At 57.0% G+C, this 21,945-nt stretch carries 19 protein-coding genes and 1 tRNA gene; 6 read left to right on the top strand and 14 right to left on the bottom strand.

Annotated features, from left to right (window positions below):
* Positions 1-22: 22 nt before the first annotated feature.
* The 12 genes from H9Q16_RS19775 to H9Q16_RS19720 form a co-directional block, all read right to left on the bottom strand.
* A complete protein-coding gene (locus tag H9Q16_RS19775) occupies positions 23-463 on the bottom strand; it encodes a very short patch repair endonuclease (RefSeq protein WP_191077214.1) in 441 nt (146 codons plus the stop codon).
* Between the two features lie 13 nt (positions 464-476).
* Positions 477-1,550 carry a DNA (cytosine-5-)-methyltransferase gene (gene dcm / locus H9Q16_RS19770; protein WP_191077213.1) on the bottom strand — a complete coding sequence of 358 codons (1,074 nt, stop codon included), beginning with the start codon at positions 1,548-1,550 and terminating at the stop codon, positions 477-479.
* A gap of 844 nt (positions 1,551-2,394) precedes the next feature.
* Complete coding sequence (locus tag H9Q16_RS19765; RefSeq protein WP_216859522.1) at positions 2,395-5,247, bottom strand: virulence-associated E family protein; 2,853 nt, start codon at positions 5,245-5,247, stop codon at positions 2,395-2,397.
* A 128-nt stretch (positions 5,248-5,375) separates the two neighbouring features.
* Positions 5,376-5,618 (bottom strand): helix-turn-helix transcriptional regulator, encoded by a 243-nt coding sequence (locus tag H9Q16_RS19760; RefSeq protein WP_191077211.1) that lies wholly within the window; start codon positions 5,616-5,618, stop codon positions 5,376-5,378.
* Between the two features lie 106 nt (positions 5,619-5,724).
* Positions 5,725-6,447: a hypothetical protein gene (locus H9Q16_RS19755; protein WP_191077210.1), complete on the bottom strand. Its 723-nt coding sequence runs from the start codon at positions 6,445-6,447 to the stop codon at positions 5,725-5,727.
* A gap of 40 nt (positions 6,448-6,487) precedes the next feature.
* The gene (locus H9Q16_RS19750; RefSeq protein ID WP_191077209.1) at positions 6,488-7,690 is read right to left on the bottom strand and encodes a tyrosine-type recombinase/integrase; all 1,203 of its coding nucleotides are present in this window, start codon (positions 7,688-7,690) and stop codon (positions 6,488-6,490) included.
* 144 nt (positions 7,691-7,834) lie between these two features.
* Positions 7,835-7,909: transfer RNA gene (locus tag H9Q16_RS19745), tRNA-Phe, on the bottom strand.
* Positions 7,910-8,011: 102 nt separating this feature from the next.
* On the bottom strand, positions 8,012-8,203 hold the full coding sequence (locus H9Q16_RS19740; protein ID WP_191077208.1) for a DNA gyrase inhibitor YacG: 192 nt from the start codon (positions 8,201-8,203) through the stop codon (positions 8,012-8,014).
* Positions 8,200-9,222, bottom strand: coding sequence for a ribonuclease E/G (locus tag H9Q16_RS19735; RefSeq protein ID WP_191077207.1), 1,023 nt, complete (start codon positions 9,220-9,222; stop codon positions 8,200-8,202). The genes H9Q16_RS19740 and H9Q16_RS19735 overlap by 4 nt, the downstream gene beginning before the upstream one ends.
* Positions 9,219-9,809, bottom strand: coding sequence for a Maf family nucleotide pyrophosphatase (locus H9Q16_RS19730; protein WP_191077206.1), 591 nt, complete (start codon positions 9,807-9,809; stop codon positions 9,219-9,221). The genes H9Q16_RS19735 and H9Q16_RS19730 overlap by 4 nt, the downstream gene beginning before the upstream one ends.
* A 75-nt stretch (positions 9,810-9,884) precedes the next feature.
* Positions 9,885-10,103: a translation initiation factor IF-1 gene (infA, locus tag H9Q16_RS19725; protein WP_010137880.1), complete on the bottom strand. Its 219-nt coding sequence runs from the start codon at positions 10,101-10,103 to the stop codon at positions 9,885-9,887.
* A gap of 130 nt (positions 10,104-10,233) precedes the next feature.
* Positions 10,234-11,478: an MFS transporter gene (locus H9Q16_RS19720; protein ID WP_191077205.1), complete on the bottom strand. Its 1,245-nt coding sequence runs from the start codon at positions 11,476-11,478 to the stop codon at positions 10,234-10,236.
* A gap of 119 nt (positions 11,479-11,597) precedes the next feature.
* Here H9Q16_RS19720 and H9Q16_RS19715 point away from each other — a divergent pair, with 119 nt between their 5' ends.
* The gene (locus H9Q16_RS19715; RefSeq protein WP_191077204.1) at positions 11,598-12,293 is read left to right on the top strand and encodes an NAD-dependent deacylase; all 696 of its coding nucleotides are present in this window, start codon (positions 11,598-11,600) and stop codon (positions 12,291-12,293) included.
* Positions 12,294-12,302: 9 nt separating this feature from the next.
* On the opposite strand, the gene H9Q16_RS19710 is transcribed toward H9Q16_RS19715, so the two are convergent.
* Entirely contained in the window at positions 12,303-12,977 is a 675-nt protein-coding gene (locus H9Q16_RS19710; protein WP_191077203.1) for a DUF2461 domain-containing protein, read from the bottom strand.
* Between the two features lie 111 nt (positions 12,978-13,088).
* Here H9Q16_RS19710 and H9Q16_RS20885 point away from each other — a divergent pair, with 111 nt between their 5' ends.
* Both H9Q16_RS20885 and H9Q16_RS19700 read left to right on the top strand, forming a co-directional pair.
* Positions 13,089-13,865, top strand: a complete 777-nt coding sequence (locus H9Q16_RS20885) for an Fpg/Nei family DNA glycosylase (protein WP_191077202.1) — start codon at positions 13,089-13,091, stop codon at positions 13,863-13,865.
* A gap of 244 nt (positions 13,866-14,109) precedes the next feature.
* A complete protein-coding gene (locus H9Q16_RS19700; RefSeq protein WP_191077201.1) occupies positions 14,110-16,464 on the top strand; it encodes an SGNH/GDSL hydrolase family protein in 2,355 nt (784 codons plus the stop codon).
* A gap of 58 nt (positions 16,465-16,522) precedes the next feature.
* On the opposite strand, the gene H9Q16_RS19695 is transcribed toward H9Q16_RS19700, so the two are convergent.
* Positions 16,523-18,193 (bottom strand): winged helix-turn-helix domain-containing tetratricopeptide repeat protein, encoded by a 1,671-nt coding sequence (locus tag H9Q16_RS19695; RefSeq protein WP_191077200.1) that lies wholly within the window; start codon positions 18,191-18,193, stop codon positions 16,523-16,525.
* A 194-nt stretch (positions 18,194-18,387) separates the two neighbouring features.
* Between H9Q16_RS19695 and H9Q16_RS19690 the strand changes: the two genes are divergently transcribed.
* The 3 genes from H9Q16_RS19690 to H9Q16_RS19680 all read left to right on the top strand — a co-directional run bounded on the left by H9Q16_RS19690 (position 18,388) and on the right by H9Q16_RS19680 (position 21,882).
* A complete protein-coding gene (locus H9Q16_RS19690) occupies positions 18,388-19,854 on the top strand; it encodes a tetratricopeptide repeat protein (protein WP_191077199.1) in 1,467 nt (488 codons plus the stop codon).
* A 235-nt stretch (positions 19,855-20,089) separates the two neighbouring features.
* Positions 20,090-20,938: an MBL fold metallo-hydrolase gene (locus tag H9Q16_RS19685; RefSeq protein WP_246455886.1), complete on the top strand. Its 849-nt coding sequence runs from the start codon at positions 20,090-20,092 to the stop codon at positions 20,936-20,938.
* A complete protein-coding gene (locus H9Q16_RS19680) occupies positions 20,938-21,882 on the top strand; it encodes an MBL fold metallo-hydrolase (protein ID WP_191077197.1) in 945 nt (314 codons plus the stop codon). Before H9Q16_RS19685 ends, H9Q16_RS19680 begins: the two co-directional genes overlap by 1 nt.
* The last annotated feature ends 63 nt before the right edge of the window (positions 21,883-21,945 follow it).

Raw genomic sequence — 21,945 nt, 5'->3', positions numbered from 1 at the left:
TTCGTGGGAGTGTGAGTGCTAATTAATCAACTTTGTGTTCGTCATCTGGTATCTGGCCTGAATTGCTATCGCTCCGCAACCAATCGGCGGTCATTTCCGCAAGAGTTTCTGCGGTTAAACTGCGTGTCATACACTCCCATATCGTCAATACGCGCCACCCAGAGTTCAGCAGTTCGGCAATCACTTTCTCGTCACGTTCGATATTTCCCGCCAGTTTTTCTTCCCAGAATTCAGCATTCGTCTTTGGGAGCTGGAAATAACGACACCCTTGATGTGCATGCCAGAAACATCCGTGGACGAAAACAACCGCCCCGAATTTCGGAAAAACAAGATCCGGTTTACCTTTCATCTTCCTGTTGTGAAGGCGGTAACGGTATCCAAGCTTGTGAAGCCCCCGGCGTACCATCATCTCGGGTTTTGTATTGTGCGGACCAATATTCCCCATCATCTCTGAGCGGGTCATCGGGCGACGCTTCTCAGGCACTCAGAATTACCCTGGGCCCCAATGCTACAGTGTTGGTGATCCAAGGTGCCATCGCTTTGGCGATCGAAATCGCAACGGGGGCGGCGACCGCATTACCGAACTGTCGGTATGCCTGAGCGTCTGAGACCGGTATGATCCAGGGTTTATTCGATCCGGGGCGGTCAAAACCCATCAGACGTGCGCACTCTCGAGGTGTGAGGCGTCTGGGGTTACGGCCACGCTGCGCGATCAGGATCTCGGAGCCATCCTTGTAATAGCGTGCGCTCAGCGTTCTGGCGACGCTGTCTTTGGTGCACAGGCCGAAACCAAAACCATTTCCAGCTGCCTTGTGTTTGGCCGCGTAGTTCTGCAGGTAGGTCCAGAGTTTGTCAGAGAGTGTATACTTGCGATTTACACGCGCTCTTGAACCCACAGTGTAGGGGGTTTCGGCAATCTCTGATCCATCTTCCGGATGCAGGATCGCCTCAAGGCGTGGGTTCGGAGCGTCGGGAATAATCACGTCATCCAGAGTGAAACGCATCGGAACATCTCGGCGGAAGCCCGATATGAAAATGCGCTCGCGGTGTTGGGGAAGCCAGCTTCTTGCGTCGATGACCTTATGGTCAACATCGTAACCCAGTTCATCGAGAGCATGCAGGATCACCCGCATCGTATTGCCTTTATCGTGCGAAAGCAGGTTTTTCACATTTTCGAGCAGGAATGCCCGGGGCCTGTGGTGTTTTAGGATCCGGACGACATCGAAGAACAGTGTTCCTTGCGTCTCATCAAGAAAACCATGCGCGCGCCCGAGTGAATTTTTCTTGCTGACACCGGCAATCGAGAATGGCTGGCATGGAAATCCGGCCAGAAGCACATCGTGCGACGGGATGTTCGTTTCGTGTAATTCGGTGATGTCGCCCTCGATGGGATGCGCCTCTCCGAAGTTTTCGCGGTAGGTTTCCTGCGAAAACCGGTTCCATTCACTGGTGAATACACAGGTTCCACCTGCGGCCTCGAAGCCGATACGAAGCCCTCCGATACCGGCAAAGAGGTCAATGAAGTGAAAGCCGTGATTCTGTTGCTGCATGTTCAATCCTATACCAGCTTGAATACACCATATCTAGGGATGGCGATGATGCAATTATCAATATGTTCTTAACGTTCACACAATCTCACTCTCCATGGGCTAAGAGTGACAACAAGAAAAACTGCCTCGAACTGCGGGAAACGGATGGATCCTGTAGACTGCTGTATTCCGGTGCGAGGTGGAGTTTAGGAGATTGTCAGTGCGTGTTATTGATGATCGCCGTTACGACTGTGGCAAGGTAGGTCATGAAGTAACAGACCGCTCGGGTCCTTCCCGTTTGGGCTAATCGTTCGGGGGGTGCGCCGAGCCCCGGTATTCCAGAGTTGTTGGGGTGTCACGAAACCACATACCTAAATCCGATGCTGCAGGGAGGGGCACATGATATAGCGGGAGTGATGCTCTCAAGTTTCCGCCCCCAGCAAAACATAAAAACCTCATGGGGGTTCCCTATCGGCCCGGGACTCCTTGGGACTCCCGCGCCTCAAAGAGTCCCTTGACTAACAAATTGAAAAGAAACTCACTTTATGCCCGGGACTCTCGGGACTCCCAAAATCATTGGATTCAGGAAGTAGTAATAAGTCATGGAAATGGGGTATAAAATCAACGATACGCACAATCTGGTCATGACCTTGCACCCTTTTTTGAACTTCGCACATTAGAGCGGGCGGGGTCCCGAGAGTCCCAAGAGTCCCAAGAGTCCCGAGCATAACGAAAAGAGACTCCTAAAAAGAGGCCTTTTCCCAGACGTTGAGAATATTACGCTGGTGGGGATTTTCTGGTTCTTCTTTTCAGAGATCTTGGATGACCTGAAACTACGGGCAGTTCCCAAAATATGTAGGGTGGGTTAGATCAGGTCGTCGCAGGATTCCGCCGGGACCAGGCCCGTATTCCCGATCAGTCGAAAACCCCTGTCAAGGTCGGCATCTGTGGCCCCAACGTAATGTATCCACTTTTCGCGCTTTCCGCCGACCCTATGGTTCGAAAGCTTACCTGTAGTCGAAACCCGAGGCTGCTCGAAGCGCAGCTCTTCGAGGTATGACCGGACGTTCTGCCACGCCGTCGTCTGGAGCGTGCCGGGGAGCTTGCTTCCGGTCTTCTCAAGTACTTGGATTGCCAGCACCTGGTTTATGGCCACAGGCAGCACCCTGTCTTCGTAGTCGACGCCATCAGGAAGCTGGATGCCCATGTCGTCGCAGAGGATGCCAGCCAGCCGTGGATGTTCGAACCAGTCGATGATGTTGTTCGCCCATTCTTCCCACGTATCGACCATCCGGGAAGCTTCTTGCAGTTGCACAGCCCGGTCCAGCGCCGCGCCTTTGAGCGTTAGTGGCAGGTTACCGGTTGGGATGCGTTTGCGCATCTGGTCCTGATCGTAGACGGCCTGACGCCACAAGTTCTCTCGCTCGGCGTAGACAGCCCTCAGGTCGATAGGCTCGTTGCCGCACTCGACGATCCAATATGACCGGTTGCCGGTCTCGTCCTTCAGAAAGAGGTCTTTGTTGGTGGTACCCCAGACGACGAACTGTCGCGGCAGATCGACAGGATCTTCGCCATAGGCGCGGCGCACCTCGTCGTTCTGCCGTCTCATGAAACTCTTGGCGTGTTCCGACTCTGACTTCCGCATAGATGACAATTCGGACATCTCCATGGCCCATTTGCGGCGGATCGCCTCTTCAACCTTCTGACGGTTGCCGAGATCGACATCGAGCTCCCCGAAATACTCGTCGCCGTAGATGATACGAACGAGGGTCGACTTGCCGATGCCGGTCCGGCCTTTGAAGATTATCGCATAGTCGAATTTCAGCCCGGGAGTCTCGATCCGGTAGACGGAGGCGATCATCTTCATCCGCATGATGTCGGTGGTGTATTGGCTGTCCTCGCATCCGACGTGCCGGTGAAGGAACCCCGGAATTGGGTCGGTTTCGGGCGGACCCATGTCTCGCCATTTTTGGATCAGGTCCTTGACCGGGTGGAACGCATTCAGCTGGCCGGCATTGCGGATTGCGATCTTCACCCTTTCGGTTGAGACGTTCGGCAACCCGTAGCCCCAGCCCGCTTTCATATGCTCGCCTTGGATGACGTTCGTGGGCCCTTCGAGGATCGATTTGACCACATCGCGGTGGAGGACGTCTATCGGTGTGCCCGTGTGCCTGTTGAGGCACTTTAGGTCGGTTATAGCGGGATTTGGTATCTTGATGTCGGCCAAGAGCACATCGGCTTGGTTTAGGCCGTTGAAGGCGATCTTACGATGGAGCCGAGGATCGTTCGCGACGATCATGCTGATGTTCGGCGTGTTGGTCCTGATCGTGCCGTCTTGGTTCAGGTCCAGTCGGGCGATCCAGTTCTCGGGCGGCTTTTCGGCCCGCATACGTTTATAGGTTGTCGTTTGGCTCTCATGGAGGCTGGTTCTGATCGACTCCGGATCGGCCCAATCCATCGGCACGTCGCGGATCAGGTCTTCTCCGTCATTTGCGCCTGGCACTTCCCCGATCAGGTCCTCTTCGTCGCTCTCCCGCTCGACCCAGCTCAGATCGTCGTCGTCGAGGTCGAAAGCCGTCAGCCGCTGCGACATGTTGTACCGGCTTTCCGATCTCTGGTCCCGATAGGCCGGGAAGTCCGCGACAAACTTCATCATCTTTTTCCAGCTCTCACGCTGGCCCATCGGGAGCGCTTCGTCATCTTCGGCCGCATCGAAGAGGTGGTATCGGCAGAGGTCCCACGAATTGAGGGTCATATCCGTTGCCGGATCAGAGCCATGGTGCGAATAGACGAGGTCGCCGTCTCGGTAGATCACGACGCCATTGGTGCTGTGGCCCGGGATGTAGCTGAAACGGCTGGGCAGCCCGTCTTGACCCCAATCACTAACTTCGTAGGCATGTGCCAGCATCGGATCTGTGCCATTCTTGCCGAGCACGAGGTCGACGCAGTTGAAAGCCCGGCACCAGTCACCCACGGGACCCTGTTTCAGAAGCGGGTCTTCGACATTCTCTGCTGATTCCCGAAGTTCTTTCTCACCTTTGAATCGCGGAAGGTTTTTGATGTCGTTGCTGTCGAGATCAGTCGTTTTCTCCCATTGGCGGACAGCTTTCTGCCAGTCCCATTCGTCGCCCGGCTGTTCGTGGTGGATGTATTGTTGCCGCATATTCTTGGAAACCGACGGCCTGTACATTAGCTGTGCGACCCGAGCCGATACCTTGTCGGTCATGCTCAGGTCTTCGTCGTACTGCTGCGCGGTGATCCGACAAACCCGTTGGTAGTGGTCAGCGTCGATCTCCGAGTTACCCAGGATGAAAAGACGGAAGCGCGGATTCTCAGGAGTATGCCCCCGCGTTGTGTGAGCGAACAAAGCAACGCCCGGAAGAACGTTCCCGGCGAGAAGCTGTTCGGAGAATGCCGGGGTGGCGTCGTCGATGTCGATCGTAATGAGTCGACCGGGCTGGACGCTGTCGCGGGTGCGCTTCCCCTTTTCGACAGGGCATCGGATTACCCAGCCCGGCATCCTTTTCAAGCGCCCCTTCTCCACATCGCTCATCGCATTGTATTCGGCGAATTTCTCGTGGGTTGTGAGTGGCTCTTCGAACTGTTTTGACAATGCCCTGAAACTGACTGTCATGTTTTTTGCATTGCCCAGATGAAAGCCGTTTCCTTCGGCGTATCTTACTTTCGTTGAAGGGAGTCTTTTTTCTTTACCGGGCATCAGTCGAATCACTTTGCGCTTGCTGGGATTTGGGGACATGAGACCAATCCGGCCGCAGCAGAAAATTTGCACCGGCTGGAAAAAATCACGAGATCTAATTTTTCGGAGTTTTAGACAATCAGGCGGTCCTAAACAGGGTGGCCCAATGCAATCAAAGCATGATGTTTAACGAAGCAATCAAGCCACGCCTCTGGCATGGCCGCCGCACGCGTTGAGACCTTCAGGAATGGCGGAAAATCTCCTTCAGCGATCATCGCGTAGACTTGTGATCTACTCAATCCGGTCCGATCAAAGACTTCCCGCGGCCGCAAGAGCCGACCGGTCGGCGGGCAATCTACCCAGGGTTTTTCATTGTATTGTGCAGTGTTCATCTGTCGCCTCCAAACCAGAAAAAGCCGTGTTGGTTGGAAGACATCCTGCATCGTCCAACAGGAATTGTTCTAGGCAGATGGCCGACAAAACATGCGCACAATCTACTTACTGTAAATGTCGCCATTGAAGTGCAAAACCAATCAGTCGAAACGCACGGAAGAACGCTGTCCGATCGCTCTCCCCTTCCTCCTGCTCTCCGATCCTCGTAGCGGGGTCATCGGCAGGAAAGCGGGGTAGAAATGTCTCGATCGCACTCCGCAAGGCATCGCCCTCCGGCAGCGACTTAAGGACCGTTCCTTCTTCACCGTTCCCAAATCGGGAAGCGGCCCTAAATCCTGATGGAAGGACAAGCTCTGTATATGCTTTGTCAATTTCCATCGCGGCTTGTCGAATGAACGCGAGTGTTGGCCCGTCCTGTTCTTCTCTTAGGTAATAATAGGCCGTTGGCTTTTTCCCGAACGTCAATTGAAAAAGCGCGAGAAGATACGGGTAAAGAATGGTTCTTAGCTGTACAGTCTCGCTCTGCGGTTTAGGTAGGGTGAGCCACGTGTCGAACTCATCAAGCGCAGATTTTTTCCAATCCGTTGGATCAACCGGCATGGGGAAGCCGAACGACAGCAATTCTTTCTCCTTTGCAGAGTACCTTGCGAGCGCGTTGCGGGCAGTTTCGATAGATCTCCTGACTTGCCGGTTCGTTTGCAGATCAATCGTTGCCGCCACCGATTTTACGATGAAGCACAGCGCATCCCGAACGAGTTCCGGGGAAACGCCGGGAGCAATGGGCAACCCTGACACACCAATCAACCTTTCACCGGCTTCACGGGACATGGTCGCTTCATAGATTGAACCAAATCGAGTTGGTATTGTCTCAGACATCGTCCCGGGCCAGCTCCCTGTAGCTGTCCAGCTCATCGGCCCACCACTGGGATAGTTCAACACGTTCTTCCCAGTGTTCGCCACGCGCATACGCTCTGCGAACATCATTTCCCTCGACGTGTCCGAGTGCCCTTTCAATGGCATCCGATTGCCATTGGCCAGCTTCATTTGCGAGGGTTGAAAACGATGCCCTGAACCCGTGTGCTGTCATTTCGTCGCGATTGTATCCCATGCGCCTGAGAGCCTGGTTTAGCGTGTTTTCTGAAATGGCCTTCCTCCAATTGCGGCCGGACGGAAACAGGAGGTTGCTTTTTCCCCGGTAGAGATCCAGTTCTTTCAGGCAGGCCAACGCCTGACGTGAGAGAGGCGCACGGTGCGGGCGGCGCATCTTGGTGCGCTCTTCTGGCACTCGCCAAACCCTGTCCTCAAGTTCGAACTCCTCCCACTTGGCCAGCCGCAGTTCGCCCGGGCGGGGAGCAAGCAACGCAAGGAGCTGCAGGGCAATGCCTGTTTTCGGCTCACCCGAATAGGTATCTATCGAATTCAGCAACCCGCCCAAACCACGCTTGTTCAGAATAGCAGATCGATGCTGCTTGCGCGGGCGAACTATCGCGCCTTTAAGCGCGAGGGTCGGGTCCTGGGTCGCTCGCCCGGTGGCGATTGCATAACGGATGATTGCACCGATAGTCGACCTCAGCCGCGTTGCCGTTTCAAACTTGCTCTCAGCTTCGACGGAGCGGAGGACCACGAGCACATCTTGCGCCTCAATTTCTTTCACATCAAATGTGCCCAGGTGTGGTTCGGCCAATGTGATAAGCCAATCGAGTTTTCGGAGGGTCTGGGCTGCTCGGCCCTCGCGTCGGAGCTTCTCAACGTATTCCCGCGCAATCTCGGAAAACGAGATGCCTTGCTCGAGGAACTCTTGTCTTCGGCGTTTCTGTTTTTCGGCAGAAGGGTCATATCCGTCGGTCAGAAGAAGGCGGGCTTCGTCACGCTTTTCGCGGGCATGTTTCAGGCCTACTAGCGGGTAGCTTCCGAGGGAGAGAAGTTTCTCGCGGCCGTTGTAACGGTACTTGAAGCGCCAAAGCCGCGATCCTCTCGGATTCACGAGAAGGTAGAGCCCGTGTGAGTCGCTGATTTTAAAGGGTTTTACGCGAGGCTGGGTGTTACGGATTGCCGTGTCTGTCAGGGCCATGGGAGAATCGGAATCGAACTTTTCATACCCCGTATTATACCCCACTTTACTTCGGCTGCCACTGGTTTTCGCTGGACTCCACCGGACTCAGAATACAGTCATTACAATGACTTGGACGCTTCTGGACGGTACTGGATTTTGAAGTGGTGCCCGGGGGCGGAATCGAACCACCGACACGAGGATTTTCAATCCACTGCTCTACCCCTGAGCTACCCGGGCACGGGTGACCACCAAAGGTCGGGTGAGCGGGTTCTAGGGCGAAGACGCTGGGGTGTCCAGCGGTTTTTGGCGTGCTGGAGTGTCACGAATAAACACGGATAGCTAATGCGGCTTTTCTGGCGCGGGGGTCGCTTTTTCAGCGGCCTCAATGGCTGCTTCAATGTCGTCGGGGTCGCGCGATGGTGTGGCGTAGGTGCCGTTCATCCATTTGGCCAGATCCACGTCCGCGCAGCGGCGCGAGCAGAAGGGGCGGTACTTCTGCACCGTTTCGGTGTTGCAGATCGGACAGGTCATTTCAGCACCTCCGACAGCGCCGCGCGGGTTCGTTTACGTTGCAATTCATAGTGGCCCAGGGGCGTCCAGCCGACCAGGGTGGTCTCAACCTCGTCACTGCGCAGCGCCCCACGCAAAGCGCTTTCGAAGGCGCGCCGGTCTTTCTTGGGCATGGGCGCCAGATCAAGAGTGATCTGCCCGCCAAGGCCGCGCACCCTCAGGGCGCGGGGCAGCGCGCGTGCGCAGGCCATGTTCGCCTTGATCCCCGCAGCCAAAGAGGCGTCGCTACCGGTGTTCACATCCACAGCCACCAAGGCGCGGGTGGGCTCGACAAACATTGATGCGCCACTGCCCAGCGGCACGTGGATGCCTTGTGCCTCTTGCAGCGCGTCCAGCACGCCGTGGTTTTCGAAACTGCCCGCCTGGGTGACCACCTCGGCCGGGTCGGTCCAATCGCGCCATGCCAGCACGTGTGGGCCATCGCCTTTGGCAAGTATAGCCATCTGCGTGCCCTCGTCTGTCATCACCGCAGTTGCGAGGTCGCGCATTGCGACGATGTCTTCGGAGATGTCCTCCTCCGCTGAACCCGCGCAGGAAGACCTCAGGATCAGGCCATGAGGCTCCCCCGCCATTTCTTCATGGGCGATTTCGAGCAGGCGATCGCGTGTCTCTTCGTTCTTGATCCGGCGTGAAATGTTGAGACCGGGGGCATCCGGGGTCAAGATGGCATACCGGCTTTTGAACAACAGCTTGGCGGTGACAGGGATCGCCTTGCCCGGTTCAGCATGGCCCGTGACCTGAACGAGGATCGCCTGCCCGGGGGCCAGCCCTTTGATCTGACGCAGAAAAGCACTGCCGTCCGGGGTTTTGAGGAACATGCCGCCCTGCCCTTTCACGGGTCTGTCCGCGATGGCGCGATAAATCGTGCCCGGGCGCGGGGCGTGGCTGTCGACCAGCAGATCATCGAGCTTGCCGTCTACCATCAAGGCGGCGGCTTCGACATCGCTGAGATGATCAAGAATGATGGTGCGGCCCTTCATGTGTGATCCTTGTAAAGAGGATAACCGGCAGCCTGCAAAAGGCCTGCCGTCTCAGACAACGGCAATCCGACGATGGCCGAGAAGGAGCCGCTAATCCAGGGGATGAAGGCACCGGCAGGCCCTTGAATGGCATAGCCACCCGCCTTGCCCTGCCAGTCGTTGGTGGCGATGTAGGCGGCGATCTCGGTCTCTGAAAGCGCCTTCACGCGCACCGTGCTTTGCACATCGCGCTGCCACATCTTGTCACCGCGTTTGACCGCCACGGCCGTGATCACCTTGTGACGACGCCCGGAAAGCAATCTGAGAAACGCCGTTGCTTCGTCGGCATCTACAGGTTTGCCCAGAATACGGCGGCCTAGCGACACCGTAGTATCGGCACACAGGACGATATCATTCGCCTGCGCCTGCACTGCAGCGGCCTTGGTGGTGGTGATGCGGGTACAATAAGGGCGTGGCAGCTCGTTTTTCAGCGGTGTTTCGTCGATATCCGGCGCGCGGATGTCGTCGGCCACAACGCCAATTTGCGCCAGAAGCTCGCGGCGGCGGGGCGAGCCGGAACCGAGGATAAACTTGGGGGTATCAGACACTGCAGGTCATACCTGTAGGGGGCGCAGTTGCTACGCCGGGCAATATAGGTGCGCAGCACATGCGCACCCTACGGCCTACTTGAAGCGGTAGTTGATCCGACCCTTGGTCAGATCATACGGCGTCATTTCCACCTGCACCTTGTCGCCTGCCAGAACACGGATGCGATTCTTGCGCATCTTGCCTGCCGTATGCGCGATGATCTCATGGCCGTTCTCAAGTTCGACCCGAAATGTCGCGTTTGGCAGAAGTTCCTTCACGACACCGGGGAATTCGAGAATATCTTCCTTGGCCATGGTCTCTCCTGATTTGCACGCCCCCTCAGATGGGGACGCCGCTTAAATGAGCGCATTTGTAGCGGTTTTCAAGGGCTAAACAGCCTCTGCGCCTCCTGCTGACCCCAAGGAGTGCGCCAGTGCATCAGCTTTAGGTGTCAAAATGCAGCCTTCGCCAACCATAGGCCAGCAAGACTGCGCAAATCCCTGCCCCAACCAGATAGGGCATATGCAATGCCGTTCCACGCCCCAGAGGCCCTTCGGTATAGCTGACCAATGCGCCTGCGCCCAATGCGCCAAAGGGCATCGCCCCCCAGCCAAAGAACCGATAGGCCGAATTGACCCGCCCCAGCAGCACTTCCGGGATGACCCGCTGGCGATAGCTGACCGTGACGACATTCCACAACATTGCGATAAACGCCTCGACGAACAGCACCGCTGCCGCCACCAGCACGTTGGCAACGAGGCCCAGAACCAGATTGAAAAGAACAAACCCAACCATTGCCAGCAACAGACTTTGCCGCATGCCCAGCTGCTTGGCGACCTTGGGGGCCAGCAGCCCGCCGAACACGCCGCCAGCCGCGCCACAGGTCAGCAGCAAGCCATAGCCCGACGGGGAAAGCGCAAGATTTTCCTGCGCATAGAGCACCAGAATGGTCATTGTGCCGGTAAAAACGAGATTGATCACCCCCAGCATCAACGCCAGCTGCAGGATAATGCCACTACCGCGCATCCATGTAAGACCTTCGATAAAGGCGGGCCAAAAAGTTTGCTTGACCGTCTGCGCGCGCGGCGGCAGGACGATCAGCCAGATCAGCAGCGCAGACATGGCAAAGGCGAATCCGTTCACGCCGAACGGCAACACCACGCCTGCGGCAATCAACACCCCGGCCAGTGGCGGTCCGATGAACTGCCCCATCACCTGTTCTGCGCTCCAGATCTGGCCATTGGCCTGCTCAAGCTGGTCCGTTTTGACAAGAGCGGGCAGAATGGTCTGCGCCGCATTGTCCCGGATCACCTCTGCGCAGCCGACCAAAAACGCAATCAGGGCAAGCGCAATAATGGGCATCGCAGAATGGCCCTCGCCCAGTGGGTGTGCCGAAAAGATCAGCCCGACGATACACAGTGTCAGGCCAATGCGCGCGATATCGGCGCGCAGCATCAACTGACGGCGATCCCCGTTGTCGATCCAAACGCCTGCGGGCAGGGCAAACAACAACCACGGCAGGCTTGCCGCCGTCGCCACCAGCGAAATAAGCAACGGATCACGGGTCAGCAACGTAGCCAGCCATGGCACCGCCACCAGCGCGATACCATCCCCAAGGTTCGACGCGGCACTGGCCGAAAGGATCAGGCGAAAGTTGCGATTGCCGCGAATAAGCACGGTGGCCGACATCTGGCGCTCCTTTCAGAGGTCTGCGATTTTCTGCATCCTCTGCCGCAGACGCCAAACCTGCAAGCCCCCTTGCAGCCCCTATCCGATCCCCGCAAAATGCCCCGAAAAAAGGAACATCCATGACCAAGATCGTTATCCTGACCGGGGCCGGTATATCCGCAGAAAGCGGCATAGAAACCTTTCGCGCAGAAGACGGCCTGTGGGCGCAGCACCGCGTCGAAGATGTGGCCACGCCGGAAGGGTTCCAGCGCGATCCCGAACTTGTTGTGAACTTTTACAACGCCCGACGCGCGCAGTTGCCCGACGTGCACCCAAACCCAGCCCACAAAGCGTTGGCACGGCTTGAGTCCGACCATGACGGCGAGGTCATCGTGATCACGCAGAATGTCGACGATTTGCATGAACGCGGGGGGTCAAAAGCAGTTTTCCACATGCACGGAGAGCTGAAATCAGCTTTGTGCGCCGCCTGCGGGCATCGCTGGGATGCACCCATGGTAATGGCACCCGGTGACGAATGCCCCAAATGCGTGGCGTCTGAGGCGCGGCCCGACATCGTCTGGTTTGGAGAGATGCCTTACGAGATGGACGTGCTATTCGATCACCTGTCGCAGGCGGATGTATTTGCGGCCATTGGCACATCGGGCAATGTCTATCCAGCGGCGGGGTTTGTCGCAGAAGCGCGCCGCGCGGGCGCGCATACGCTCGAATTCAATCTTGAGCGTTCGATGGTTGGCAGTCAGTTTGCAGAACACCGCATCGGCCCGGCAGGGCAAACGGTGCCACAGTGGGTGTCCGAGATCCTGTCAGATAGTTGAAACGAGACGTTATGCGTCCACTGACAGATGGTCGCGGATCAAACGCTGCACCGGCAGAGTTTTCTCGAACTGATCCCGGATTGCCGCAACCAGCCCCCCATTTTCATCGCGCCAGCTATCCTCCATTCTGGTGCTGATGGTCATCCCCTTTTTCTTCAGGAGTTCCGCGCGCGGATGAGCAGTGTCGTAGGGGGCCGGGACTCGTTTCAGGGGCGGCGGGCCCCAATCAGACCAGTCCATTTCCGTTCGCCGCACAGCCTCTTCAAGGTCGCTGCCATGACGATCGATGAATGCGCGAAACCGAGCCAGGGTTTCGCCCTTGAGCCCCATGATCCCGAAACCGGCTGTCATAATCCCCGGTTCTGAACCAAAGAAAAACACCGGCGCAAACGGATTATCGCCCGGCTGTCGCCACATCATATGCAGATGCGCATTCAATGGCGTCTTGTCCTTGGAGAACCGCACATCGCGGTAAATCCTGAACAGCTTTGGCTGAAATGTCGTCCCTGCGATGCGGCTGAAATCCTCAGCCAATAGATCCGCGAGGAATTCTGCCGGTTTCTTGATATTGGCGTTGTAGTGGTCCTTGCGCGGGTTGAACCAGTCTTTGGTGTTGTTTTGCTTGAGCTGGGCAAAGAACGCGTTGCTGTCATCGATCAACTGGGTAAAGCCGTCTTGGGCCATGGCATCTCCTCCGGTTGGGTCTCAACTTGCCAGAGGGCCTAAATTTGTCAACGCAGGCTGGCCATCGGGCGCAGTTGGCACATCTATTTGCTTAGCGCTAAGGAGAATATCGTGCCGGAAGGTCATACCATACATCGTGCGGCACAGGATCACGGGGCGCTTATTGCCGGTCATCGGGTTTCCGCCGTGTCGCCACAGGGTCGGTTCGCCGACGGGGCGGCACTTATCGACGGCGCCCTGTGTCTGGGCACCGAAGCGTTGGGAAAGCATCTGCTTTATCATTTTGATGTGCAGCAGACACTGCATCTGCATCTTGGGCTGGGAGGCTATTTTGTCACCGGCGCGCAGCCTGCGTCCGCGCCACGTGATGTGACCCGTCTGAGGATCGAAACCGGGCGTGCGTTAATTGATATCATCGGTCCGAATACTTGTGAATTGATCCCCAATGATGCGCTGGACGGATTTCGTCACAGGTATGGCCCCGATCTTTTGGCCGCCGACCCCGATCCGGACCGCGCAATCGCGGCGATCCGAAAGAGCCGGGCACCGATCGCACGCTTGCTGATGGACCAAAAGGTCATTTCAGGCATCGGCAATATCTATCGCGCCGAGATACTCTGGCTGCGCGGGCTCGATCCAATGACGCCGGGCAAGAACCTGTCTGAAACGCAACTGCGCGCGCTTTGGGACGACATGCGCGCGCTTTTGCAGATCGGCGTGGCGACCGGCGCGATCATCACCAACAGCGAGACCCCAAGCCCGAAACGTGAGGTGCGCGAACGAACCAATATCTTTGGTAAAGACATCTGTCCGCGCTGCGACGGGCAGATCGTGAAATCGCAACTGAGCGGACGCACACTGTATCATTGCCCGCGTTGTCAGACCTGAAATCCTTTGCCGGGGCAGCCCAAGAATTCATCCGAATAATCTGGTGGCTGCGCAACTCAAATTCAGTGCAGATGGCGGTGGTCTGATCCCAATTCGCAGACCTTTGGTCCATCGACGAATGCAGCACCCAAAAAGCCCTGTCGGGATGCTATCCGAATGCCGCACTCATGCTGCCAGACGTTTGACGGGGGACACGTATCGCGGGTAGGGTTGTCACAGAAGCCAGCCCTGAGGAGGAAACAGCATGCCACCGAAGAAGGACAAACCGGGCGGAGGAGATGGTGGCGGCGGGAACGGTGGCGGCGGCGGCAAGGGCGGTAAGAAAGACACCACCGCGCCCAGCCTGATTGGGTCCTCAACACTTGCCATTGCCGAAAATCAGACGGCTGGAACCGGTTTCGACTTTGAAACTGACGATGATACTGCGATTTGGTCCTTGGTCGGGTCCGACGACGACGCATTATTCTCTATCAATCCAGATACCGGCGTGCTGGCCTTCAATAGTCCACCGGATTTCGAGAGCCCGACAGACGCTGACGGCAACAATGTTTATGTCGTGACGCTTCAGGTCGCCGATGAGGCCGGAAACACAACGACACAACAGGTCTCCGTGACGGTCACCAATGACCTTCGTGATTCCGCGGTGCCAGCCTATTCCGGTCCGTCGGCATTCTCGGTTGATGAAAATACCGATGCTGTGGCGTCACTTGGTGCAACGCAGCCTGTCAGATGGTCTTTGGCTGACACCCAGGACGGTGCATTGTTTGCGATCGATCCCGATACCGGGGCGCTATCGTTCATTGCGCCACCCGATTACGAGATGCCCATCGGCCAGTCTGCGGACAACACCTATAGTGTGACCGTCGAACTTGAATATGACGGCCATCTTGTCCAACAACTGATCACTGTCACGGTGGACGATGTGGACGACACCGTGGCGCCCACGCCGTTTAGCAATCTGGTGATCTTTGGTGACAGTCTGAGCGACAACGGAAACTTTTCAGATTTGGCGGGCGCGTTCCTGCTGGAAGAGTATGGCGTGCCCTTTCAATACGTAGGGGACGGAACAGTCAGACCCTATGATACCGAAGCTTTCACCGATGGCACAGCCTATGCCGATACCATGGCGGTCCTGCTTGATTTAGACGCAAGCTATGACAATTATGCCATCGGTGGTGCTCAGGCGCTTGGCAGCAATCTGGGCGGTGCCTACATCGCTGAATACACCGCCCTGACGTACACGACCTTTGGCGGGGGTACCGGCACTTTCTCAATTGTTGAGAACGAGACACAGGCGTTGGCCGAGTTCGGCGACTTTGACATCAATCTGGCCGCGCAGGTGGATCGCTATATTGATGACAACCCGACAGGCGCGCCCGAAGGGACGCTTGCAGTTTTGAATATTGGTGCAAATGATCTGGGCGAGTTTGATACCGGTTTCTTCAATATTATCCTTGGCGGCGTGAACGATTTTGCAGAGGATGTCGGTAACGAGATCGAATTGCAGGCGCGCAGACTGGCCGATTTCAATGTCGCGGGGATCGCGCTTTACGCCTTGCCGGTGGCGGAGTTCTTTGTTGGCTATGGCGATCTAAACTGGCTCGAACGCCCGGTCGCGCGAGATTTGATTGATTCAGTCAACGAAGAGATCACCAACGCTGCAATCCGTCTTAATGCTGACGGCATAGAGACGGAGGTCGTCAGGCTGGATGTCATGTCGGTGGATATACTGTCTGACATGCAGACCTACGGCTTTCTTTACAGCGGTCCTTATCTGTACGGGTTCTCGGGCGATCCAACGTGGATTGAAACCTCGCCAGGGGTGATTGAACCGGTATTCGACGTGAACCCGGTTGCGACGGCATATCGACCCGAGCAGATCCTGTTCTTTGACGAAATCCACCCGTCAGGCGCGCTGCATGACATGCTGGCCGTGTTCTCAGCCGAAAGCCTTTCGACCGACGAAACATTCGGGACTGCGGGCGCGGACATCTATAATTTGTCTGCGGCCGACGACTTCGTTGTTGCCGCTTCGGGCAATGACCTGGTCACGCTTGGCGGGGGGGATGATGTTGTGCTTGGCGGTGTTGGTAATGACACCTTGCTGGGGCAGGATGGATCCGACCTGCTGATTGGCGGTTCGGGGAGTGACAGTCTTGAAGGCGGGGATGGCAGTGACCTGCTTGCCGGGAGCGGCGGGGCTGATCTGCTGTCCGGGGGGCTGGGGTCGGATATTCTGATCGGCGGTCTTGGCGATGATGTGGCCCTTGGTAATGAAGGCGATGACATCTTCATCTTCTTCGAAGAAGCCCTGTGGGGCGGTGCCGGTGGCACCACGGACACCTATGACGGGGGCAGCGGGCTGGATACGTTGTTGGTCTTTCTTCAATCCCCCATCGACAGCGTCTCGCAACAAATTGTCGGCAACTCGGTCACGCTGTCTTTCGCTGATGGCAGTCTGTTGACGACGCAAAGCATTGAGACGCTTGAGCTTCATATGGGTCTGCCGGAGGATGCCGGCAGTCCGATCGCGTCGCTTGATTTGTCGGGTGATCTTCTTGATCGATACGAAGAAGGCCAACTTTGGGGAATTGTCTAAGGCAAGCCGTGCGTGCCCGGGCGCGGATTTGTCCGGCGCTATCCGCTTTCGTCTGGGCCTACTCAATCCCCGCCAGGCCATATGACGCGCGCAGGTAGCTACGCATGTCATCATCTCTTTCAATCGCGCTTTTCATGATGGCATCCAGTGTGGTCTCGTGTCCTAGGATAGCATATTCTTCGACCGCCCATTCAGCATCTTCAATACGGCCAAGGCGTGCCAGAATGGCAATCTGTGTTCGCAGGCAGTACGGGCTGTTTGGCAACTGCGACAGGCATTGCGAGATGGTGACAAGCGCCTCTTCATTCCGTTGCTGATGAAAGAGCGCGTTCGCCCGTCCGAGAAAGTACCAAAAGGGCGGCTGAGGATGGGTGGCCAACACGCTTTCAAAAATGCGGTTCGCCTCTTCCAGATCACCGGACATTGCCAGAACGATGGCATAGTAGATCCGCGCGTCATCGTTTTGCGGCTGCAATGCCATCGCCGTTTCTAAGTGGTTTAAAGCTGTGGCGATGTCTCCCGTTTCGGACACAGAATGGAGCCGTCCGAGAATGTAGTGACTGAACCAAAGGTCAGGATCGAGTTCGAGCGCCTTTTCTCCGAAGTAAAAGGCCTTGGCTGTATCCGCACTTGATAGGACAATCCAGTCGTTTTCCATGCGAATGACAAATGCAGATGCCAGTTCGGCATGCGCACGTGCATAAGTCGGATCGCGCGCGATCGCACGTCTAAGGTATTTCTCAGCGTCAAGGCTTGCTTCGTATGTGAACAGACTGAGGGCCCGCCGCGCGCGCAGCACATCCTCAAAAGCTTTAGGATCATCTGTATCCGTTCGTGCCAATCGCTGACGATCGCGCGTGCTTAGCTCGACCGCCATGGCGGTCACGAGCGCATCCGGAAGGCCGTCGCGGAATGCGAGAATTTCGCTGCGAGACCCTTCATATCGATCGGCCCAAAGCGTGGCCCCGTCGGCCCCGTCAATCAGGCGAAGAGAAAGGGAGATCTGAGTGTCATTCTGCCGCACACTGCCTTCGACAAGATAGCGCGTCTGCAAGGACTGGGCGCGCTCAACCGGCGTTTCCAGCGCATCGGCGATCATCGCTGTCTGGGCCGAAGAGATCACGCGAATGCCGGATACTTCTGCCAAGTGTATTTCGAGATCTTCAGCCAGCCCGGTGGCAAGAAAACCGTCCTCCTCGGCTTGCGCGAAGAATGGCATGATGGCGATGGAATTGCCGGGGCTGGGGGCTGACACGTAAGGCGTATATTGGGTGACCCGCGCTTGGGTCCGCGTCAGGGCAACCGCAAGGGTTGCAACGACCAGCACGATGAAGATTCCAAGCAGGACAGGCAGACCTCCCAACGGCCCGCGTTGATACTGGTCAGGGTCCGCTGCGTCCGAGATGCCGACGTTCAGTCGATACCCCAATTTTGGAAATGTTTCGACGATGTCATGCCGCTTGTCGCGCAGTGCCTTGCGGATATCCGACACGCAGCGCGCAATGCTTTCGTCCGTCGCCGCCGTATTGGGCCAGACAAGCTCTGACAACTGCTCTTTGCTGAGAACTGCGCCCCGCTGCGCCAGCAGAACCTCAAACATCTTCAACGACTTCGCGCGCAAAGGCACAACGCGTCCACGTGTGTTTTGCAGATGGCCATTGCGCCACAGATATTCGTCACTTCCAAGCCTGATATGCTCGACCTGCAGTGGCGATGCATCCGCCGTCATGTCCGATCCTCTCTGTAGGTCTGATATTCTACCCGATTTGCACCGCTGTTGCGAGGTTCGACACGCGGTGCGCAAACTGCTGTTTTCAAGAGAAATTCAAGGCTCTTTCAAGACTATCTGGCGGTGCTGATGTCTGCTGAACCCACTGAGCGACGAAGATTCCGCCACGGCGGACTTATTGAAAGGAGAGCTTTATGGAACGAACAGGGATACGAACGATATGTGCCGCTGTCTTGTCAGGTGCTGCGATGCTGCCAGGGACCGTCGCGGCGCAGAGTGTGGATTTGCCGACAACCTGCAATCCCGCAGCAGACGCCGCAATAGACGATGGCCTGACGCGTCTGCACAACATGATGTACATTCAGGCGGAAGAGGCATTCAACCGTGCGGCGGTTGCCGATCCGAATTGCGCCACGGCGCAATGGGGGATCGCGATGTCAATTATCCATCCTCTGTGGCCCGGCACTCCGTCAGAAGCTGAAACCGCCCGCGGTCAGGCCGCGGCCCAGCGCGCTATTGAATTACCGGCAGGAAGCGATTTGGAGCAGGCGCTGGTTCAGGCGGCTGTGGCTTTCTACGCGCCGGGATTGGACGGGTATCGGGCACGACTTTCTGCGTGGGCGGACGCGCAGCAGGCCGCAGAAAAAGGCCACGCGGGCAACATTGATGTTGTCGCCTTGGCAGCCCTGTCCCGACTGGCAACAGCACCGCGCGGCCCTGCTCGCGCTGAGATATTTGCGGCCGTCGGCGACACGCTGGATGCCCTTCATCAGAAAGAGCCGGATCATCCGGGCGTGATCCATTATGCGATCCACGCCTACGACAATCCGTCGCTCAAGGCGCGCGGTGTGCCCTATGCCGAAATCTACGACAAGATCGCGCCAGATGCGCCGCATGCACTGCACATGCCCGCGCATATCTTCACGCGAACAGGAAACTGGGAAAAATCTGTCCACCTCAATGACCGGTCTGCAAAGGCCGCTCTTGCCCAGTCAACTGACATTGTTCAGTCTCACTATGCGCATGCAATCGACTACATGGTCTATGGCCACCTGCAATTGGGCGCGGCCCAGCAGGCTGAGCGTCTGGTCACCGAAATGTTGGCCATCGATAATCATCAGGTGAGTTTTGGCGGGGCCTATGCGCTGGCGGCGTCACCTGTACGGCTATTGCTTGAGCAGGACGACTGGTCCGGTGCGGCGGGCCTTTCGCCCAAGATGCATTCAGCAATTCCATGGGAAAAGTTTCCGCAGGCGGTGACGATGCATTGGTTCGCAAAGGGCCTTGGGGCGGCGCGAGCTGGTGAAACCGACACTGCGCGCCTAGCCGTTGCAAAGCTGAAAGAGCTGCACACCGCAATGCAGGACCGGGGTCAGGATTATTGGGCCCGGCTGACTGAAGGGCAAATTCTGAGCGTCGAAGCCTGGATTGAGCTTGACGCTGGCAATACCGATCTTGCCGTGACACACCAGACAGCGGCTGCCGATCTGGAAGACAGCCTTGGCAAAAGCCCGGTCACACCCGGTCATGTCTTGCCGGCGCGCGAACTGCTGGGAGATATGCTGGCGTCTTTGGGTCGCGCCGAAGAGGCCGCGGATGCCTACCGCGCAACCCTTGCGCACTCTCCGAACCGCGCCCGAAGCCTGCGTGCGCTGAAGTAGAATGTGGGCGCCCGGCTGGTTTTGCCGCCGGGCGCACGCCAAAAAAAGAGGTTTAAGGCTGGAGATCAGATCTCTCCGTTCTGACATAGCCCTCCATTCAGTTTGCAAGACTTCTTGCCCTTCTGCCCATAATCACTCATATTCGCATAAAAGAATTTATGGAGGGTACTCTATGTTGCCGCTGTCACGCCGCACCTTCTTGGCCCAAGCTGCCGGACTACCACTGCTAAGCAGCATGCCGCACCTCGTCTACGCAGACCTTAAGATCGGCGATCATACCCTCACCACGGTAAGCGACGGCAATCTTGTGTTGCCGGGCAGTTTCATTTTCGAACCGATGCCCAAAGAGGAACTCGCGCCAATCCTGACCGAGTTTGACCTTTCGGCGGATCGCCTGACACCCGAATGCAATCTGGCGCTTTGCCGCGATGGCACCAATACGGTTCTGTTCGACGTGGGCTCCGGCCCGGATTTCATGCCAACAGCAGGCGTTATTCTTGATGGGCTTGAGGCAATTGATCTGACACCTGACGACATCACGCATGTGGTGTTCACCCATGCGCATCCGGATCACATCTGGGGTCTTCTTGACGACTTTGATGAACCGCTGTTTCTGAACGCGACCTACATGATGGGGCGCGCGGAATGGGATTACTGGTGGAACCCGAACACTGTGGATGACATCGGCGAGGCCCGGATGGCCTTTGCGGTTGGTGCAAAGCGCCGGATGGAGGTTATTGAAGACGAGGTGATCCTGTTTGACGACGGTCAGGAAATTCTGCCGGGAATTGCGGCGATGTCCACCCCCGGCCATACGCCCGGTCACATGGCGTTTGAAGTGCGACACGGCAGCAGTGCGGCACTGATCGTGGGCGATGCCATCGGCAATCATCACGTGGCCTTTCGCAAACCCGGATGGGAAAGCGGGTCGGATCAGGATCCTGCAACTGCGGTGGCGACCCGCAAGGTTCTGTTTGATCGATTGACCGCCGAGGACCTGACAATGGTCGGCTTTCACCTGCCTGGCGGCGGCATTGGCCGGGCTGAAGCGGCCGGTGACGGCTACCAATTCGTGGGGATTTGATGATGCGGATTCTTTTTGCCTTATGTCTGGCCTGCACACCCGCTTTTGCGTCCGAGGACATTCCGGACCAATATCCGGCTTCGGCGCTTTATTCCAAGCCGGTGGAGGTAATCCCGCACGTCTGGTCCGCGATCGGTGCCACCGCCCCGCCCACTTATGAGAACAACGGCCACAACAATAACCTGAGTTTCATTGTAACCGGCGACGGGGTCATCGTGATCAACGGTGGTGCAGCCTATTCACTTGCCGAAGCCCTGCACGCAGAAATTCGAGCGATTACGGACCAACCCGTCAAGCTGATCATCAACGAGAATGGTCAGGGCCACGCCATGCTGGGCAACGCCTACTGGGCCGAGCAAGGCGTGCCGATCTTGGCACACGAGGATGCGGCCCATCATTTCGAAGAGGAAGGTGCGCAGACATTGCAGGCGCATCAGCGCGTGCTGCGTGAAAAAGCTGACGGCACGACGCTTGTCGGGCCAACCGAGACATTCGAAGACACGCGCGTCATCGAAATGGGTGATTTTACCATCGAAGTGCTGCATCTGGGGCCCGCCCATGGCCCCGGCGACACCCAAGTCTGGCTGCCAGACCAGAGTCTGGTAATTGCGGGTGACATGGCGTTTCACGAACGCATGCCGCCGATCTTCGTGGATACCATCGCATTGGACTGGATCGAAACCTGGGAGAATGAGTTTGAGGCGCTGAACGCCACGTATGTGATCCCCGGCCACGGCCATCCAACCAACATGGCGCAGGTGCGACGCTATACCCGTGACTACCTTGTTTACCTGCGCGCAAAGGTAGGGGAGCATTTGGACAATGATGGTGATCTGGCTGATGCCTACTACGTAGACCAGTCGCCCTACGCGCATCTCGATACCTTTGAAGAACTGGCCACAAGGAACGCGGGCCGGGTCTATGAACAGATGGAATTCGAGTAGACCGGCCGGATTTGCGATAGATCAAGGCGGGCATGCCGCTGACTTGGCACAAGCTGTCCGAGA

The sequence above is a fragment of the Sulfitobacter aestuariivivens genome (assembly GCF_014763045.1).
Taxonomy (GTDB): Bacteria; Pseudomonadota; Alphaproteobacteria; order Rhodobacterales; family Rhodobacteraceae; genus Sulfitobacter; species Sulfitobacter aestuariivivens.
The sequence above is the reverse complement of the archived record's forward strand: the minus strand, read 5'-3'. Positions and strand labels throughout refer to the sequence as shown.

Excerpts from the sequence above, each read along its gene's own strand:
- H9Q16_RS19775 (WP_191077214.1), bottom strand. The coding sequence starts at position 463 with ATGACCCGCTCAGAGATGATGGGGAATATTGGTCCGCACAATACAAAA.
- dcm (WP_191077213.1), bottom strand. The coding sequence starts at position 1,550 with ATGCAGCAACAGAATCACGGCTTTCACTTCATTGACCTCTTTGCCGGT.
- H9Q16_RS19765 (WP_216859522.1), bottom strand. The coding sequence starts at position 5,247 with ATGCCCGGTAAAGAAAAAAGACTCCCTTCAACGAAAGTAAGATACGCC.
- H9Q16_RS19760 (WP_191077211.1), bottom strand. The coding sequence starts at position 5,618 with ATGAACACTGCACAATACAATGAAAAACCCTGGGTAGATTGCCCGCCG.
- H9Q16_RS19755 (WP_191077210.1), bottom strand. The coding sequence starts at position 6,447 with ATGTCCCGTGAAGCCGGTGAAAGGTTGATTGGTGTGTCAGGGTTGCCC.
- H9Q16_RS19750 (WP_191077209.1), bottom strand. The coding sequence starts at position 7,690 with ATGGCCCTGACAGACACGGCAATCCGTAACACCCAGCCTCGCGTAAAA.
- H9Q16_RS19740 (WP_191077208.1), bottom strand. The coding sequence starts at position 8,203 with ATGACCTGTCCGATCTGCAACACCGAAACGGTGCAGAAGTACCGCCCC.
- H9Q16_RS19735 (WP_191077207.1), bottom strand. The coding sequence starts at position 9,222 with ATGAAGGGCCGCACCATCATTCTTGATCATCTCAGCGATGTCGAAGCC.
- infA (WP_010137880.1), bottom strand. The coding sequence starts at position 10,103 with ATGGCCAAGGAAGATATTCTCGAATTCCCCGGTGTCGTGAAGGAACTT.
- H9Q16_RS19720 (WP_191077205.1), bottom strand. The coding sequence starts at position 11,478 with ATGTCGGCCACCGTGCTTATTCGCGGCAATCGCAACTTTCGCCTGATC.
- H9Q16_RS19715 (WP_191077204.1), top strand. The coding sequence starts at position 11,598 with ATGACCAAGATCGTTATCCTGACCGGGGCCGGTATATCCGCAGAAAGC.
- H9Q16_RS19710 (WP_191077203.1), bottom strand. The coding sequence starts at position 12,977 with ATGGCCCAAGACGGCTTTACCCAGTTGATCGATGACAGCAACGCGTTC.
- H9Q16_RS19700 (WP_191077201.1), top strand. The coding sequence starts at position 14,110 with ATGCCACCGAAGAAGGACAAACCGGGCGGAGGAGATGGTGGCGGCGGG.
- H9Q16_RS19695 (WP_191077200.1), bottom strand. The coding sequence starts at position 18,193 with ATGACGGCGGATGCATCGCCACTGCAGGTCGAGCATATCAGGCTTGGA.
- H9Q16_RS19690 (WP_191077199.1), top strand. The coding sequence starts at position 18,388 with ATGGAACGAACAGGGATACGAACGATATGTGCCGCTGTCTTGTCAGGT.
- H9Q16_RS19685 (WP_246455886.1), top strand. The coding sequence starts at position 20,090 with ATGCCGCACCTCGTCTACGCAGACCTTAAGATCGGCGATCATACCCTC.
- H9Q16_RS19680 (WP_191077197.1), top strand. The coding sequence starts at position 20,938 with ATGATGCGGATTCTTTTTGCCTTATGTCTGGCCTGCACACCCGCTTTT.